Origin of the sequence: Pseudomonas palleroniana (assembly GCF_022836895.1) — a bacterium.
Taxonomy (GTDB): domain Bacteria; phylum Pseudomonadota; class Gammaproteobacteria; order Pseudomonadales; family Pseudomonadaceae; genus Aquipseudomonas; species Aquipseudomonas palleroniana.
Map to the genome: position 1 here is coordinate 4,303,347 of NZ_CP092411.1, position 16,404 is coordinate 4,319,750.

General features: G+C 61.5%; 16 protein-coding genes. 6 read left to right on the forward strand and 10 right to left on the reverse strand.

Annotated elements, in window-relative coordinates:
• Nucleotides 1–135 precede the first annotated feature (135 nt).
• Together MJP36_RS19425 and MJP36_RS19430 are read left to right on the forward strand one after the other, a co-directional pair.
• A complete protein-coding gene (locus MJP36_RS19425) occupies nucleotides 136–1,944 on the forward strand; it encodes a monovalent cation:proton antiporter-2 (CPA2) family protein (protein ID WP_104993366.1) in 1,809 nt (602 codons plus the stop codon).
• Between the two features lie 72 nt (nucleotides 1,945–2,016).
• On the forward strand, nucleotides 2,017–2,571 hold the full coding sequence (locus tag MJP36_RS19430; RefSeq protein ID WP_244383788.1) for a DcrB/PsbP domain-containing protein: 555 nt from the start codon (nucleotides 2,017–2,019) through the stop codon (nucleotides 2,569–2,571).
• Nucleotides 2,572–2,703: 132 nt separating this feature from the next.
• Here the strand turns inward: MJP36_RS19430 and MJP36_RS19435 are convergent, their stop codons facing one another.
• The 4 genes from MJP36_RS19435 to MJP36_RS19450 form a co-directional block, all read right to left on the reverse strand.
• Nucleotides 2,704–3,423 (reverse strand): alpha/beta hydrolase, encoded by a 720-nt coding sequence (locus MJP36_RS19435; protein ID WP_244383789.1) that lies wholly within the window; start codon nucleotides 3,421–3,423, stop codon nucleotides 2,704–2,706.
• Nucleotides 3,424–3,431: 8 nt separating this feature from the next.
• Nucleotides 3,432–4,187 carry a precorrin-6A synthase (deacetylating) gene (gene cobF / locus MJP36_RS19440; protein WP_244383790.1) on the reverse strand — a complete coding sequence of 252 codons (756 nt, stop codon included), beginning with the start codon at nucleotides 4,185–4,187 and terminating at the stop codon, nucleotides 3,432–3,434.
• Nucleotides 4,188–4,244: 57 nt separating this feature from the next.
• Nucleotides 4,245–4,799 carry a histidine phosphatase family protein gene (locus MJP36_RS19445; RefSeq protein ID WP_244383791.1) on the reverse strand — a complete coding sequence of 185 codons (555 nt, stop codon included), beginning with the start codon at nucleotides 4,797–4,799 and terminating at the stop codon, nucleotides 4,245–4,247.
• 94 nt (nucleotides 4,800–4,893) lie between these two features.
• Nucleotides 4,894–5,442 carry a DUF4865 family protein gene (locus MJP36_RS19450; RefSeq protein ID WP_244383792.1) on the reverse strand — a complete coding sequence of 183 codons (549 nt, stop codon included), beginning with the start codon at nucleotides 5,440–5,442 and terminating at the stop codon, nucleotides 4,894–4,896.
• A gap of 93 nt (nucleotides 5,443–5,535) precedes the next feature.
• Between MJP36_RS19450 and MJP36_RS19455 the strand changes: the two genes are divergently transcribed.
• Nucleotides 5,536–6,402, forward strand: coding sequence for a LysR family transcriptional regulator (locus MJP36_RS19455; RefSeq protein WP_244383793.1), 867 nt, complete (start codon nucleotides 5,536–5,538; stop codon nucleotides 6,400–6,402).
• 163 nt (nucleotides 6,403–6,565) lie between these two features.
• Here the strand turns inward: MJP36_RS19455 and MJP36_RS19460 are convergent, their stop codons facing one another.
• From MJP36_RS19460 to MJP36_RS19470, 3 genes are read right to left on the reverse strand one after another with little or no spacing between them, the layout of a single operon-like run.
• Complete coding sequence (locus MJP36_RS19460; RefSeq protein WP_104993360.1) at nucleotides 6,566–7,885, reverse strand: MFS transporter; 1,320 nt, start codon at nucleotides 7,883–7,885, stop codon at nucleotides 6,566–6,568.
• Between the two features lie 45 nt (nucleotides 7,886–7,930).
• Complete coding sequence (locus MJP36_RS19465) at nucleotides 7,931–9,463, reverse strand: class I adenylate-forming enzyme family protein (RefSeq protein ID WP_244383794.1); 1,533 nt, start codon at nucleotides 9,461–9,463, stop codon at nucleotides 7,931–7,933.
• A 3-nt stretch (nucleotides 9,464–9,466) separates the two neighbouring features.
• The gene (locus MJP36_RS19470; protein WP_060755375.1) at nucleotides 9,467–10,645 is read right to left on the reverse strand and encodes an acetyl-CoA acetyltransferase; all 1,179 of its coding nucleotides are present in this window, start codon (nucleotides 10,643–10,645) and stop codon (nucleotides 9,467–9,469) included.
• A gap of 129 nt (nucleotides 10,646–10,774) precedes the next feature.
• Between MJP36_RS19470 and MJP36_RS19475 the strand changes: the two genes are divergently transcribed.
• Both MJP36_RS19475 and MJP36_RS19480 read left to right on the forward strand, forming a co-directional pair.
• Nucleotides 10,775–11,362, forward strand: coding sequence for a LuxR C-terminal-related transcriptional regulator (locus MJP36_RS19475; RefSeq protein ID WP_090371786.1), 588 nt, complete (start codon nucleotides 10,775–10,777; stop codon nucleotides 11,360–11,362).
• Nucleotides 11,363–11,454: 92 nt separating this feature from the next.
• A complete protein-coding gene (locus tag MJP36_RS19480; RefSeq protein ID WP_161550091.1) occupies nucleotides 11,455–12,900 on the forward strand; it encodes a phosphatidylserine decarboxylase family protein in 1,446 nt (481 codons plus the stop codon).
• A 10-nt stretch (nucleotides 12,901–12,910) separates the two neighbouring features.
• On the opposite strand, the gene MJP36_RS19485 is transcribed toward MJP36_RS19480, so the two are convergent.
• Nucleotides 12,911–13,516: a TetR/AcrR family transcriptional regulator gene (locus MJP36_RS19485; RefSeq protein ID WP_244383795.1), complete on the reverse strand. Its 606-nt coding sequence runs from the start codon at nucleotides 13,514–13,516 to the stop codon at nucleotides 12,911–12,913.
• Nucleotides 13,517–13,645: 129 nt separating this feature from the next.
• On the opposite strand from MJP36_RS19485, the gene MJP36_RS19490 reads away from it, so the two are divergent.
• Nucleotides 13,646–14,347 (forward strand): glutathione S-transferase, encoded by a 702-nt coding sequence (locus MJP36_RS19490; RefSeq protein WP_244383796.1) that lies wholly within the window; start codon nucleotides 13,646–13,648, stop codon nucleotides 14,345–14,347.
• 227 nt (nucleotides 14,348–14,574) lie between these two features.
• Here MJP36_RS19490 and MJP36_RS19495 read toward each other — a convergent pair whose 3' ends face one another.
• On the reverse strand, nucleotides 14,575–15,291 hold the full coding sequence (locus MJP36_RS19495) for a class I SAM-dependent methyltransferase (RefSeq protein ID WP_244385650.1): 717 nt from the start codon (nucleotides 15,289–15,291) through the stop codon (nucleotides 14,575–14,577).
• Nucleotides 15,292–15,464: 173 nt separating this feature from the next.
• On the reverse strand, nucleotides 15,465–16,358 hold the full coding sequence (locus MJP36_RS19500) for a LysR family transcriptional regulator (RefSeq protein ID WP_060755379.1): 894 nt from the start codon (nucleotides 16,356–16,358) through the stop codon (nucleotides 15,465–15,467).
• Nucleotides 16,359–16,404: the final 46 nt, after the last annotated feature.

A 16,404-nucleotide genomic window follows, 5' to 3' on the forward strand; every position in this document is an offset into this window, starting at 1 on the left:
AGCGCTCGCCGCCTTGCTGCGGGAGTTTTTTCGCAGGGGCTGATTATAATCTCGCCGCACAAGTACAAGTTTCCAACGGTAAAAGGCGTTCTAATGGCGCCTGTAGATTCATGTTTACTGATCCTGGAGTTCTCCATGCCCCATGAAGGCAACCTGTTACAAGCAGCCGTGGTGTTCCTGCTCGCCGCCGTGCTGACCGTGCCTTTGGCCAAGCGTCTGCAACTGGGCGCGGTGCTGGGCTATCTGTTCGCTGGCGTGATCATCGGCCCCTCGGTGCTGGGCCTGGTGGGTAACCCGCAAAGCGTGGCGCAGTTTTCGGAACTGGGCGTGGTGTTGCTGTTATTCATCATCGGCCTGGAGCTGTCGCCCAAGCGGTTATGGGTAATGCGCAAGGCGGTGTTCGGCGTCGGCCTGGCCCAAGTGTTGCTCACCGGCCTGGTCATGGGTGTGGTGGCTCTGTGGCTATTTGGCCAGGCGTGGAACAGCGCAATCGTACTCGGCCTGGGCCTGGCGCTGTCCTCCACCGCCTTTGGCCTGCAGAGCCTGGCCGAGCGCAAGGAACTCAACCAGCCCCACGGGCGCCTGGCCTTTGCGATTCTGCTGTTCCAGGATATTGCCGCGATCCCGCTGATCGCCCTGGTGCCGCTGCTGGCCGGTAGCGACCACCCCACCACCGAAGCCCAAGGCTGGCAGCATGTACTGCAAATTCTCGGCAGCATCGCCGTGGTGATCATCGGCGGGCGTTACCTGCTGCGTCCGGTGTTTCGCATCGTGGCCAAGACCGGTCTGCGTGAAGTGTCCACCGCCACCGCTTTACTGGTGGTCATCGGCACCGCCTGGCTGATGGAGCTGGTCGGGGTGTCCATGGCCCTCGGTGCCTTCCTCGCCGGCCTGCTGCTGGCGGATTCGGAATACCGCCACGAACTGGAGTCCCAGATCGAGCCGTTCAAGGGCCTGCTGCTGGGCCTGTTTTTCATCAGCGTGGGCATGGGCGCCAACCTCAGCCTGTTGCTCAGTTCGCCGCTGGTGGTCATCGGCCTGACCCTGCTGTTGATCGGCCTCAAACTGCCGCTGCTATACGCAGTCGGGCGCCTGGTGGGCGATCTCAACCGCGAAAGCGCGCTGCGCCTGGGCGTGGTGCTGGCGGCGGGCGGTGAGTTTGCCTTCGTGGTGTTCAAGATCGGCCGTGACCAGGGCCTGTTCGAACCGCACCTGTATGATGTGCTGGTGCTGACCATCACCCTGTCCATGGCCGTGACGCCGCTGTTGCTGCTGGTCTGCCCCAAGCTGTTCAAGCCCAAGGTCAAACCGGTGGAAGTGCCGGAGGAATACCGCACCATCGAGAGTGATGCGCCACGGGTGGTGATTGCCGGCATGGGCCGCATGGGCCAGATCGTCGCGCGTATCCTGCGGGCGCAGAATATTTCGTTCATTGCACTGGACACGTCGGTGGAAACCATCGAACTGACCCGCAGTTTCGGCGGCATGCCGGTGTTCTATGGTGACCCGCAGCGCCCGGAAATCCTGCACGCGGCCAAGGTCGACCAGGCCGAGTTCTTCGTGATCGCCATGGACGACCCCGAGATCAACATCAAGACCGCCGAACTGGTGCGCAACCTCTACCCGCACATGAAGATCATCGCCCGTGCGCGTAACCGCCAGCACGTGCACCGTCTGGTAGACCTGGACGCCTCGCCGGTGCGCGAAACCTTCTATTCCAGCCTGGAGATGAGCCGCCGCACCCTGGTTGGCCTCGGTTTGAGCCAGGCCCAGGCCGACGCCCGCATCACGCGCTTCAAAAACCACGACCTGCAAGTCCTCGCCGCCCAACATGCGGTATACGACGACGCGGCCAAGGTGATGCAGACCGCCCAGGAAGCCCGCGCAGAACTGGCGCGGCTGTTTGAGATGGACCGGCTTCAGGAAGAGTCCGATAAGGTGTAGGGCTGCCGATGAACGATTTTGCGAATTTTCTGACAGAATACGCCGCAATTTCGTTCATCACTGGAGCGCTTCATGGCCACTTTCATCAAGACCGCCGCCCTGCTGGCCCTCGCGCTTACCGCCGGCAGCGTATTCGCTGCCGGCAAACCGACCACGCAAACCATCTCGACCTTGGGCGGCAAATTCACCTTCAGCCTGCCCAAGGCCTACATTGCCGACACGCTGCCTTCCGGCAAGGCAGAGGATGGCACCGCCGACACCCAGGGCACGCTGTACGCCAACGCGACCACAAAAAGTGTGGTGATCGTCGCCGAAACCGTACGCAACGATGGAGCTACGATCAAGGATAACGACGCGCAATTCCTCGACCGCGCGGTGGCCGACTTCGTCAAGGACCAGAGCGCCGCCCTGCCCGACTTCAAGAAGCAAAACGAGAAAAAACTGACCTTCAAAGGCTTGGGCCTGCGTCAAGTGGACAGCACTGCGACCCAAGGCGGCGGCAAGACCTTGAACTCGACCTTTTTGGGCGGTTCAGGCAACCATCTGCTGGTGATCCAGGCGATCTCCCGGGCCGATGATGTGAAGGGGCATGAACAGTTGGTGAAGCAAATCACCGGCGGTAAATAACCCGATCTGCCAAACACTGCAAAACCCATGTGGGAGCGGGCTTGCTCGCGAATGCGGGGTGTCAGGCCCTTCATCTGCCCCTGATACACCGCATTCGCGAGCAAGCCCGCTCCCACATTTTTGACCGCATTTCTATCGCAGGTTTTTTTCCAGCCAGGCTTTGAGGTCCTGTACCTCGGCTTCACTCACGGTATGCGGCATGCCCATATACCCGTGGAACTCGGGCTTCAAGCCCAACCCCAGCAACACATCATTGGCCCGCGTGGCCGCGGTGTACGGCAGCGCCTGATCCAACGTGCCATGGCCGATGAAAATGGCCAGCTTGTCCAATGCCGCATCGGGTTTCAGTTCAGCCTTGAGCACCGGTAACACGCTGCCACTCAAGGCCGCGATCCCACGCACCAACCCGGGCTTTCGCAAGCCCACTTCGTAGGACATGATCGCGCCCTGGCTGAACCCCACCAGGAACACCCGATCGCTTTGCGTGTGATATTTGGCAGTGGCCTGGGTCACGAAGTCTTCGATCAGCCTGGCGCTGCGTTGCAAGTCAGCCGTCTCGCCATCGTAATCACCGTCGCCGGGTTTCCTGGCAAACCAGCGATAGCCACTGGGGTCGACCGGCATTGGTGCGCGTACCGACAAGTAGGTCCAGGTCGATGGCAGCGCGTCCTTGATGCCGAACAGATCTTCCTCGTTACTGCCGAACCCATGCAGGAAAATCACCAACGGCTGGTTGCGCGCCTCACCCTGGGTCTGCTCCAGGTACGACAGCGGCAAATCGGTGTGCAAGGTGACGTCGGCCTGGGCAGTGCCGGCCAGCAAAGCCAATGTCAGCGCGAAGAGTTTGAACATGGGCAACCTCAAGGTTTGCGCAGCAAATAGGTATCCATGATCCAGCCGTTGGCCAGGCGCGCGGCCTTGCGCACCCGTTCGATCTCCGGCGCCACCTCGGCGACTTTACCGCTGATCAGGATCTCGTCCGGCGTGCCCAGGTAAGCGCCCCAGTAAATATCCAGGCACTGATCGGCCACGGTACGGTAGGAATCCTCGGCATCGAGCATGACCACCAGGGTGTCGGCATCACTTGCCTGCCCCGCCGCCAAACGCCGGCCGGTGGTGATCTCGATGGAACGGCCGATACGGTTCAGTGGCACTTTGTGCTGGGCGGCCAGGGCCTGCACGCTGGTAATGCCGGGGATCACTTCGAATTCAAACGCACAGCGGCCACTGGCAAGGATCGCCTGCAGGATACGAATGGTGCTGTCGTACAACGCCGGGTCGCCCCACGCCAGGAACGCACCCACCTCGCCGTCAGCCATTTGCTCAGTGATCATCCGCTCGAAGGTTGCTTGCTTATCGCGGTTAAGGTCCTGCACGGCGGTGGTGTAATCGATATCGCCGCGCACACGCTCGGGGCAGTCGGCCTCGACAAAACGGTAGCCCGGGTCGGTGATGTAGGTCTCGCAGATTTCACGACGCAGGTCGATCAGCTTGTCTTTGCTTTGGCCCTTGTCCATCAGGAAAAACACATCGGTACGGTTGAGCGCCTTCACGGCCTGCATCGTGATGTAGTCGGGGTTGCCGGCGCCAATGCCGATGATCAGGATGGTTTTCATGGGGTGCTCTCAGTGCGGGATGTGGATTTTGCCATGTTGTCGGCCTGCTGGGTCAAATCACTCCAGGCGCAGGCGCCATCGCCCATTGAACCTGAGTTCAGTCGACGACAACGGCTCGACATCAATCGCCCCGAACGCAGCCGGCGCGCACTGCATCACCTGCAGCAACGCGGCGCGAATCACGAACGGATGGGTTACCGCCAGTACATGGCCGGGGGTCCGTTCGAGGTCATGCAGCCATTGGCCGACGCGTTCGCAGAGTTGCGTCACGGATTCGCCACCGTGTGGCGCGGCATTGCTGTCACCCAGCCAATCCTGCAAGGCTTGGGGCTCGGACTGCTGGATGGCCTCCAGGGGCTGGCCTTGCCATCGACCAAAATCATACTCACGCAGGCACGGGTCGACTTGCGGCTGCTCGGCAAACATCCGCGCCGTCTGCCATGTACGCAACTCAGGGCCACAGACCACGCGGGGTGCCCGCTTGAATCGACCCGCCAGGGAGAGTGCCGCCTGTTGCCAATCCATATCCACGGGCTCATCCCGTGCAAAACGCCCGCGTTTCAGGGCCTGGGTGCTGGCGTGGCAGATAAGTGTCAAGCGGGTGGTTCGCATCACAGCTCACTTCGGTTCGGTGCGCGGTCATCGTCGACCGGCGAGGTCCTCCCGATGTTACAACGAACAACGATCAGAAGCCCCGCCTGTCGGCCTAGGCACCAGGATGGGCCAGGTACAAGACCTGATAGCCGGTGCCAGGATGCTCCGCCTCCAGCGCGCCGGCCGACAGCGTAAACCGCACCAGCCGCCATGCCTGGACATCCAGGGCCAGGAACACGGCAAATGTATCGGTGCGCTCAGCCAGCTGTTGATTGTGGCGTTTCTGCTCGGCCAATACCTGCGCTCGGTCCGCATCGGGGGCCAGCGGCCATTCTTCCCGGTACAGACTCAGCGCGCCCGACGCGGGGCCGCGCACCACATCCACCGGCAACCAACTCTCGATATGCGGTCGACCAAAGCTGTCGAGTACTTTCTGGAAGCGCTCGCCCAGCAAAAAGTCGACCGCCTGCAACGGGTCGGCCCACAAGTACACCGACGCATAGACATTGCCCGCCGCCTGCCCACGCTCCTGGGCGATAAACGCCTTGAACAGCAACCCCTCGGTGTGATCCCACAAAGGCCCCAATTGTGCGGCGCGCTGGTGGATCACGCGCATGTCGTAGTCGGCGGGCAAGCGGTGTGAATACTGTTTGGCAAACATGGAAAGACTCCCGTGCAAGATGAGATGCCAGCTTGCGCAGCGCCGATAATTTCAACAAGATATCAATGGATATATGTGAAATAAGTATTCGATATGACTGATACGAGCAAACCGCTGGATATCGACACCGTGCAAGCCTTCGTCCTGGTGGCGGATTTCGCCAGTTTCACGCGTGCCGCCGAGGCCCTGGAAACGTCCCAGGCCGCCATCAGCCTCAAGCTCAAGCGCCTGGAAGAACGCCTGGGTTATCGGCTGCTGGAGCGCACGCCCCGGCATGTGCGGCTGTCGCCACAGGGTGAGCGATTCATCGGCGCCGCCCGTACCCTGCTCAACGCCCATGAACGCGCCCTCGGTGACCTGGGCGGCCACGCAGCGCGGCGGTTGGTGATCGGCATCAGCGACCACGTGGCCGGGCCGGATTTGCCCACTTGGCTCAGCCGCCTTGCGGCCTACGATCCCCTGGTGATTCTTGAAGTGCGCATCGCCTCATCTCGCGACCTGGTCGCCGCGTTCGAGCGCAACGAGCTGGACGCGGTCATCGTGCGTAACGAAGGCGATCGCCAAGATGGCGAAGTATTGGCGGTGGAGCGCTTTGGCTGGTTTGCCGCGCCGACATGGCAACACAATCCGGATGCCCCACTGCGCATCGCAACCCTGGCAGCGCCCTGCGGTGTTCGCCAGCTGGCAACCCGAGCCCTGGATGACGCACGCATCGACTGGACCGAAGTGTTTGTCGGCGGCGGTGTGCTGGCCGTGGGAGCGGCGGTCAGCGCTGGCCTGGGGGTGGCCGCACTGGCACACCGCGTGGCACCGGCCGGCGCGGTGGAGGTCGGCGAGCAATACGGGTTACCCGCCTTGCCCGTCAGTGAGGTCAAGCTGCACAGCCGCATCAACGACGAGCGATCCCGCGACACGCTGCGGGCCTTGAGCGCGACTTTTCGTGGGGTGCTGCAGCGCTAGAGTGGACAACGGGTAACCTGTGGCGAGGGAGCTTGCTCCCGCTGGACTGCGTAGCAGGCCCAGTCTTTTCAAAGCAAAAGCGGGGGCCGCTTCGCGACCCAGCGGCAGCAAGCTGCCTCGCCACAGTGACAGAGTTGTGTCTTAACGGACCAACCCCCTCCCGTCAGGCAAGCGCCGCATTGGCCGGCACCGTCGCAGGACTACCGTTGGCCACAAAGTCCTCCCGGCGCAACACCACCAGCGCAATCAACGACACCACGCCGGTGGCCACATAGAAATACCAGGGCGAGGTGATGTCGCCAGTCACCTTGATCAACCAGGTCGAGATCAACGGCGCACTGCCACCAAACACCGCCACCGGCACGTTGTACGCCACCGCAATCCCGGTGGAGCGGATACGCGTCGGCAACAGCTCGCTCATCAGCGCATAGGTAGACGAGGCATACAGCCCAAACAGAATCGCCACCGCCATCAGCGGTGCAAAGAACGTTGCCGGCGTGGCGGTCGGGGCCGACTTGAACAGCCAGAACATCGCCAGCGTCGCCAGTGTGCCTATCACCATCAGGAATGGCTTGCGCCCATACTTATCGGTGAACGCACCGCCGAACGGCATCACGAAGGCCGCCGAAAAACTCGCGACAAACACATAGAGCAAGGTGGTGCCGCTGTCGAACTTGAGGATCTTGGCCATGTAGGTCGAGGCGAAGGTCAGCACCAGGTAAAAAATCGAGCTGTGCAAGGTGATGATAAAGAACACCAGGGCAATCGCCCGCTTCCACTGCCAGACTTCACGCAGCGGTGCCCGCGAGGTTTGCCCGGCGCGTTGCAGGGCCAGGAACTCAGGGCTGTCTTCAAGCTTCAAGCGGATGTACATCGAGATAAAGCCCAGCGGTGCGGCGATCAGGAATGGCACGCGCCAGGCCCATTCCTGCATCACATCGGCGCCCAGCACCCAGGTCATGCCATTGGCGACCGCACCGCCCAGCAACAGGCCGAGTACCGCAGTCACCATCAGCCAGCACGTGGCGAAGCCACGACGGCCGGGGCCGGCGTATTCGGAGATAAAACTGGTGACGGTGCCGATCTCGCCGCCTGCCGAGAAGCCCTGGACGCAACGCACCAGGATCAGCAGGATCGGCGCGGCGATGCCCAGGGTCGCGTAGCTGGGCAGCAAGCCCAGCAACACGGTGGAGCCCGTCATCATCACCAGTGCCATGATCAGGGTTTTGCGGCGGCCGATCTTGTCCGCCAAGGGGCCGAAGAACAGCCCGCCCAAGGGCCGGATGAAGAAGCTCAGGGCGAACGCGGCAAAGCTTGCCAGCAGGCTGGTGGTGGGGTCATCGGAGACGAAAAACGCCTGGCCGATGTACACGGCAAGAAAGCCGTAGACGCCGTAGTCGTACCACTCGATCAAGTGGCCGGAGGTGGCGCCGAGAAACGCGCGGCGCCGCTTGCGCAGCGTGTCTTGCGGGTGAATGCCCATCGAAGGGACTCCTTGTCGGTTGTTCTATCCATGAAAAAATGCGGGCTAGCGAGTGGCGGCGATACTCGCGTCTTTCAACCACTGCCGCAAGTCGGTCTTGAGGATTTTGCCGTAACTGTTCTTGGGCAACTCATCGCGGAACAGGTATTTCCTGGGTTTCTTGAAAGACGCCATGCGTGCCAAAAACCAGGCGGTCAGCTCAGCCTCGTCGAGCGGCCGGCCGCTGCGGGTCACCACAAACGCGACCACCGACTCGCCCCATTGCGCATCCGCCTCGCCCACCACGCACACTTCAAACACCTCGGGGTGCTGGGCCAGCACTTCCTCGACCTCACGCGGGTACACGTTGCTGCCGCCACTGATGATCACGTCCTTGGAACGGTCCGTGAGCGTGAGGTAACCAGCCGCATCGACAAAGCCGATATCGCCAGTCAGCAGCCAACCGTCGACCAGGGTTTGGCGGGTGGCCTCAGGGTTGCGCCAATAGCCTTGCATGACCGTGGCACCCCGCACGGCAATTTCGCCACGCTCGCCGGTCGGCACCGGCTGGTGTTGCGCGTTGAGAATCTGGATCTCGACACAAGCTTGCGCATGCCCGACCGACGCCGCCAGGCTGTCCCAATCAGGGCGTTGGCGGTCGGCGATCACCGCGCGGGGCAGCACGCTGATGGTCATCGGGCTCTCGCCCTGGCCGTAGATCTGCACCAGCCGCGGGCCAAAGCTGTCGACGGCTTCACGCAGGTCGGCCAGGTACATCGGCCCGCCGCCGTAGACGATCGTCTTGATGCCTTCGCCGTGGTACCCCTGACGCCGCGCCTGCTCGACCATGCGCTTGACCATGGTCGGCGCAGCGAACAGCGACACCTTGCCCAACTGCGCCGCCAGGCCGAACAGCTCGGCCGCCTCGAAGCCGTGGGACGCCGGCACCACATGCCGTGCGCCGCAGCGCACATGAATGAAATTGTAGAGCCCGGCGCCATGGGACATCGGCGCCGCATACAGTGCCGCGTCGTCGGCACTGACCGGGTCGACATCCGTGGCGTAGCACAGCGACATGGCGATCAGGTTGCCATGGGACAACATCACGCCCTTGGAACGCCCGGTGGTACCGGAGGTGTAGAACAGCCAGGCGAGGTCCTGGTCCTGGCGCGATACCGGCTGCGCCAGGGTCGGCCAGCCACGGGTCGGCGGCAATACGTGACCGTCGAGTTCCTTGCAGCGCGCGGGCAAATCCCGCGACGAGAATACCCGACCGCCGTCGGTAAAGATCAGGCGCGCCTCGGCATCAGCGGCGATCCACGCCGCCTCCGCCGGATGCAACTTGGCATTGATCGGCACGGCTACCGCGCCCATCCACCAGATCGCGTAGAGCAGTTCCAGGTAGTCGCAGCTGTTCTTCATCAGCACCGCGACGGTATTGCCCGGCACCAGGCCGTGCTGGTCCACCAGGCAGGCGGCACGCTGGCGCACATGGGCGGCGAAGGTGGCGTAGTCGGCCACTTGCCGGGCGCCCTCGAACAGCGCCGGGCGCTGCGGATGGCGACGTTGGGTGTCGTGTAGCCAATGGGCGATGTTCATGGTTCAGCTGCGCCGCGCGTGCAGGACCGAGGCGTAGTTGGCCACCGCCATGCCGCCCATGTTGAACACCAGGCCGAACTCGGGGTTGGGCACCGCCAGGCCAATCGGCTCGCCGGTCAGTTGTCGAAACGCCAAGGCATGCATGGATACGCCGGTCGCCCCCACCGGATGGCCCTTGGCCTTGAGCCCGCCGGAAAGGTTCACCGGCAGCCGCCCGCCCGCGCGCACTACGCCGCTGTCGAGCACACGGTGGCCCTCGCCTTTGGGCGCCAGGCCCATGGCTTCGTAGATCAGCAGTTCAGCGATGGTGAAGCAGTCGTGCACCTCGGCAAAGCTCAGGTCGGCCAGGGTGATGTTGGCCCCGCGCAACGCCGAGTGAATCGCCCGCTGCGGGCCTTCGAAGGCGAGGATGTCGCGCCGGGCGATGGGCAGTGTGTCGTTGACCTGGGTCAGCGCACGGATCTGCACATCGCGACGAAACGCCCGCGCACGCTTGGGCGACGCCAGGATAATCGCGGCGGCGCCGTCGCTGATCAGCGAGCAATCGGTCAGGCGCAGGGACTCGGCCACGAACGGGTTGCTTTGGGACACATTGTTGCAGTGCTCGAAATCCATCACCCGATGCATCTGCGCCAACGGGTTGGCCATGGCATTGGTGTGGTTCTTGGTGGCGATGGCGGCCATCGAGCCCAGCGGGCAATGGTAGCGCTCGGCGTATTGCCGGGCGGCGCGGCCGAACAATTGCGGGAAACTCAGGCCGGCTTCGGCCGGGTCGTTCTGATAACCGGCACCGGCCAGGGCCTGGGTGACGGCGGCCGTCGAGGTATGGGTCATCTTCTCGGCGCCCACCACCAGTACCAGCTCGGCGCTGCCGGAGAGGATCGCATTGACCCCGGCCTGGATCGCCGCCGAACCGGATGCACAGGCATTTTCGCAACGGGTCGCCGGTTTGAAGCGCAGCCCCGGATCGGCCTGCAACAGCAACGAGGCGGCAAAGCCGTCGGGCACCAGCCCTGAATTGAAGTGGCCGAGAAACAGCGCGTCAATCTCTGCCGCATCAATGGCCGCGTCCATCAGGGCTTCGCGGGTGACCTCTACGATCAGGTCCTCAAGGGTGGTGCCATCCAGGCGACCAAAACGCGAATGACCAGCGGCAACTATGGAGACGCAATCAGCAGGCATATTCAATTTCTTCTGGTGTGGGTGTAAACATTCCCTACAATGAACCACCCTGGATCGCTCGCCAATTCGTGTAACTACTTACATGGATAAGTAGTAACCGCAGCGATATACAACGAGGCAGGACGCCCAATGACTGTGTTTGAACCGCTCTTCGAAGATATCGAGCGCCTGGCGTTCCAGCTGTCGCCCGCGCCACAGATCGTTACCCGCCACCGCGTGATGGTCGACTGCAACGAAGCATTCCTGAAGCTGTTCGGCTACACCCGCGATGCCTTGGTCAACCAGTTGACCCTGCTGATTTACCCGTCCCAGGCCGATTACCACGCCATCGGCAAGCGCAGCCATGACTGGTTGCTCGACAGTGAAAACGGCTTCTACTCCGATGAACGCTTCATGCAGCACAAAAGCGGCGAAGTGTTCTGGGCCCGGTCCCATGGCTACACCCTCACCCCCAAAGACCCGTTCAAGCTGATGATCTGGCACTTCGAACGCCTGGACCGCCCCCACACCGGCACCGGCGATCTCACGCCACGGGAGCGGGAAATCGCCATGCTGATCGTCAACGGCCTCAAGTCCAAGGAAATCGCCCTGCGCCTGGGGATTTCCCACCGCACGGTGGAGGTGCACCGGGCACGGCTGATGAAAAAACTGGAGGTGAAGAACATTGTGGAGCTGGTGTCGAAGATGATTTTCGTCGGGGGCCGCAGCTGGTTATAGCCAACCATTACAAACCCCGGTCCCGCGCTGGCTACGCTGAACACTGCTCAAGAGGAGCTTCCCCACGCAGCGATGTTTAAAGGACTAATGCCATGGCGCACTCTGATCGTTCTTCACCTGCCACTCTCCCGCGTAAAACCCCACCGCCCGTCGAGGGCAGCGGCTCCAACCTGCTCACCCTGGACAACGCCGGCCCCGTGCAAATGGGCTTCTGGGTGCCCAACCGCGTATGGGCGACCGCCAATTACCTGGTGCCCCTGCGCAACTATATCGCCGCGATGAAAAAAGCCGGCACCCTGGCACCCATGCAGCCGCAGCTGGTGGCCTTCAAGCAATGGGTGACCAGCCACAGCGTGTACCGCATGTGGGTGATGTCGATGATCGAGCAGGCCAACGCCTTCGTGAGGACCCTGCCCCCCCACACCCGCGACCAGATCAAGACCGAAGATGGTGACGCGGTGTGGATCGAGGGCTACGACAGTTTCTTCGAGATCCTCAACGAGATCGTCAGCACCTCGTCGTCCTTCAACGACACCGCTCAGGTGGGCACGCCCATGAATGGCTTCCTGGCGATCTCCATGGCCACCGAAGCCGGCGTTGCGCTGTTTCATGACGCCACCTTCAACCAGCAGTTCAAGCAGGTGCTCGACACCTGGAACGCCTACCTCAAGAGCCCGCAGTCGCTGGACAAACTTGACATCAACAACCCCGAGAAACCGGGCTCCTGGATCTCCAAGGCCGCCTGGAAAGCCGGGGTATGGGACCAGATGGAGTGCGACCCGAAAAAACCCGGCTACGGCTTCGATTCGTGGAATGCGTTTTTCATCCGCAAGTTCGTGCCCGGCGCGCGGCCGTTCCAGGGCGATGCCAAGACACAAGTCAATATCGGCTGCGAGACCACGCCGTGGGAGTATCAGAACGATATCGCCCTTGAAAGCGACTTCTGGATCAAGGACGTCAACTACTCGCTGCTGGACCTGTTCGCCGGCCAATCCACGTTGGCGAAGCTGTTTGAAGGCGGCCAGCTTTACCAGGGCTTCCTGTCGGCCACCCACTACCATCGCTGGAACGCACCACTGGACGGCACCCTCGTGCGCTCATGGGTGCAGCCCGGGACTTACTTCGCCCAACGCCCGGCCCAGAAGGAAGGCCCGGGCACCTGGGAAGGCACCGAGTCACAACCCTACCTGGGCCACGTGGCGGCACGCGCGATCTTTATTTTCGAGCACCCCGCCTGCGGGTACGTGGCGTTGATCTGCATCGGCATGGTGGAGGTGTCGACCTGCATCATTGAACCGGCGTTTATCGTCGACGAAGGTGCCAGGCCGGTCACGATCAAGCGCGGTACGGAAATCGGTCACTTCGAGTTCGGCGGCTCGACCCACGTGATGGTGTTCCAACGCGACCGCGTGCGCCTGGAAGAATGGGCGGTCAAGGCCGTGGAGCACCGCCAGGCGCCCAAACCAACGCCTATGGGCAGTGTGATTGCGACGGCGCTGGTCCCGCGCAAACCCAAGGGGCCGGCGCCAAGTCACTAGGGGCGAGAAACTAGGGGCAGACCACGTTGACGTTAAATGGGGTCTGACCCCGCCCCCCCGACATCAGCCCGGCATCTTGATAGTTGCTGATCAACTCATCGAACACCGCAATATCGCCCTGGCTACGCGCAATCAACTGCGCACCGGCAACGGCGGCATAAATGGCGCGGGCTCGCGTTTTACAAAGGTCCTCACTCGCCGTTCCGGCAAGGGCCAGCACCTGTGCGAGCCACTCGATATTGACCTCTGCGAATGTCTTGAGCTGCTGTTTGACTTCATCCGGCAGGTCTTCGTACTCGGCGGCCATGAAGCTGAAGAGGCATAGCCGATTACCGTTTTCCAATGAAGTACGAAAAATCGACGGATACAGCTCCAGGCACCGCTGAGGTTCGAGGTTGGACGCTCGGATGCCTTCCAGAACCTTGGCCGTGTCTTGCCAGTAGCGTTCGGCCACTGCTGCGCCAAGATCGGCTTTGCTCGCAAAGTGATAGTAGATGCTGGCGTTCTTGATCCCCACTATCTCGCCGATGCTGCGAAAGTTGATGCCGTTATAACCATGGGTCTGTGCTGCCGCTTTCGCAGCCTCCAGAATCGCTTCTCGTGCGTTTTCGCTCATATCCCTGTCCTCCGATCAATGACGGATTGTACCCGTCCGAGGCATACCTGCCAATTGGTAGGTAGGGCTTGACAGGACCAAATTTCAGTCGCAATCTTTACCTACCAACTGACAGGTAGCTAAAACATCATGACCACGAACGATACCCAAAACGGCACTTTCTCCGCTCCCGCATTGAAAATCTACGACTGGTATAACGGCCCCTACCCGGCCCGTGTACGGATCGCCTTGGCAGAAAAATCACTTTTGTCGCACACCGAATTCGTCTCGGTGAATCTGTGGAAAGGTGAACACAAGAAACCGGAATTCCTGAATATCAACTACTCCGGAACACTGCCGGTACTGAAGTTACAGGACGGCACGCTGATCGCCGAATGTACCGCTATCACTCAGTACCTGGACGTACTCGACGGTAACCCGACCCTCACCGGTCGCACTCCCGTGGAGAAAGGCCTGATACACATGATGACCAAGCGCGCAGAGATCGAATTTCTCGATGCGGTGAGTACGTATTTTCACCATGCGACACCGGGGCTTGGTCCAGAAGTGGAGCTGTACCAGAACGCCGAATGGGGCATGCGCATGCATGACAAGGCAGTACGGGGGATGCGCTATTTCGACAACCTGTTGCAGCATCAACCCTTTATCGCTGGCGATAGTTTTTCCATGGCTGACATCGCTGTGCTGGGCGGGATGATTTTCTCGGCCCTGGTTGAGCTGCCGGTGCCGGATGAATGCACTGCCCTGCGCGACTGGCATGCCCGTATGCAGGAGCGCCCAAGCGTGCAGCAATGGCGAGCGATGGTCGAGCGCGGCGAGCCGCTTAACTAATATGGAAAAGGCGCCCTAACGACTAACGTCAATCCGTTATGACTTTTTGTAGGAGCGAGCTTGCTCGTGAAAAACTCACAGACGCCGCGTTCATTCAGGCGACACGCGTTATCGTTGACGTTCTTCGCGAGCAAGCTCGCTCCTACATTTGGCGATTTACGCTTAAGCGATGGGTATTAGCCTGTAAACGATGTCCCCGGTTTGTACCGCGGCTCACGCCGCCCTGCTCAACCGGTTTTACACGTCAACCAAGCGCTCCAGAACAGGCTGCTGAAAAAACGCGTCGCGTCCCCAAACCCCGCCTCATGCAACAACTGTTGAACCGCCGCTTCAGAATGCGGAGGGTCAGCGCCTTGAAGAATTTTCCCGAGCTTGACCTTCACTTCATCCGGGCTGGCGCCGTGCTGCCGCCAGCGTTGCCCCCAGGCCGCCAGGAGTAACGGCTGGCTGGCATAGGCATATTGATTGCCCGCCACAATCAACGGAGCCCCCGGTTTCAGACGCGCCCGAATGGCTCGCAGGATGTGTCCCTTGGCCTCGTCCCCATCGAGATGATGCAGTACACCGATCAAGGTGGCGGCGTCGTAAGATTCATCCGGCGCCAGTGCTTCAACGTGTCCAAGCACCAGTTCGGTTCTTTCGAGCAGGTCATTGGCGACCAACTGCTGCTTCGCGGTTTCAAGCATCGATTCGGAGGGGTCAACGGCGGTGAAGCGCCAACCCGGCTCAAGCCTGGCCATCGCGATAATCTCCTGCGCCGTACCGCCCGCACCGACTGCCAGGACTTTTGCCGAGTCCCGGCTGCCGAGGCTTGCCGCGAGCATGCACGCCGCCAGATCCTGACAGGCGTCATAACCGGCCAGTGCGATGCGGCTTTGACGTGCGTACTCGTTGGCGCGGGTGTTATCGAACTTTTCAACTGAGTTGGGCGATGATGAGTTCAAGGGAGTTCTCCATGTCCTTGAATCAACATAGGTCATGTGTTGCGATAATAAAAATTCATTAATTTTATGAATTGCATTCCTGCAAAGAATAAACGCCATCCCATCAATGCCAGAGTTCAAGATTGTTCACTCAACATCACGAGCACCCGGAAAATATAAGCTTGGACCTGCGCTTACATCCGGTGATGTTCCAGCAAGAAGTCCACGAACAATCGCACCCGCGCCGGCATTGCCGCCCCGCCGACGAACACCGCATGAATCGGTTCCTGGTCCCCGGGGTTCCAGGCTTCCAACAGCGGAACCAGTTCGCCGCGCTGCAGATCCCCTCTCACGGTGAACTCACCGATACGTGCAATACCGGCACCGACTCGCGCGAGTTGTGCCAGCGCTTCACCACTGCTGCATTCGATATTGCCGCTGACCTTCAGGGAAAACTCTTTTCCATCGCGGATGAACGGCCAGTTGGGTTCAGCGCGCCGGAAGTTGAAGCGCAGGCAGTTGTGTTGTAGCAGGTCCTCCGGTTCCTGAGGGATACCGTGGCGCTGCAGATACTCGGGCGATGCCACCACTACCTGACCGGTGTCGCCGATCCTGCGCGCGGTCAGCGGGCTGTCGGGCAGATGGCCAAAGCGGACCGCGACGTCGGCCTGTCCGCCGAGAATGTCGACCACTTCGTCGCCGAGGGTGAGGTCGACGACAATGTTCGGGTAACGGGCGCTGAATGCTGCGACCAAAGGAACGATGGCCAGCCGTCCATGGCCAAGGGCGGCACTGACTCGCAATCGCCCCCTGGGAACGCCTTGGTCGGCGATGGCTTCTTCGACCTCGTCCATGTCGGCCAGGATACGCCGGGCGCCGCGCAGGAACGCTTCGCCCTCGGCAGTGAAGGTGATCGCTCGGGTGGTGCGCAACAGCAGGCGGGTGCCAAGACGTTGCTCGGTACGCGCGATGATCCGACTGACTGCCGAGGGTGTCAGGCCCAGTGCACGCGCGGCGGCCGACAGGCTGCCTTCCTGCGCCACGGTGGTGAACACGCTCATTTCACCTGACCTACCGTTGAAGTCCACTTGTGCCTCCTGCGCAAAGGTGATTACCCAAAATGCCAACTACCGC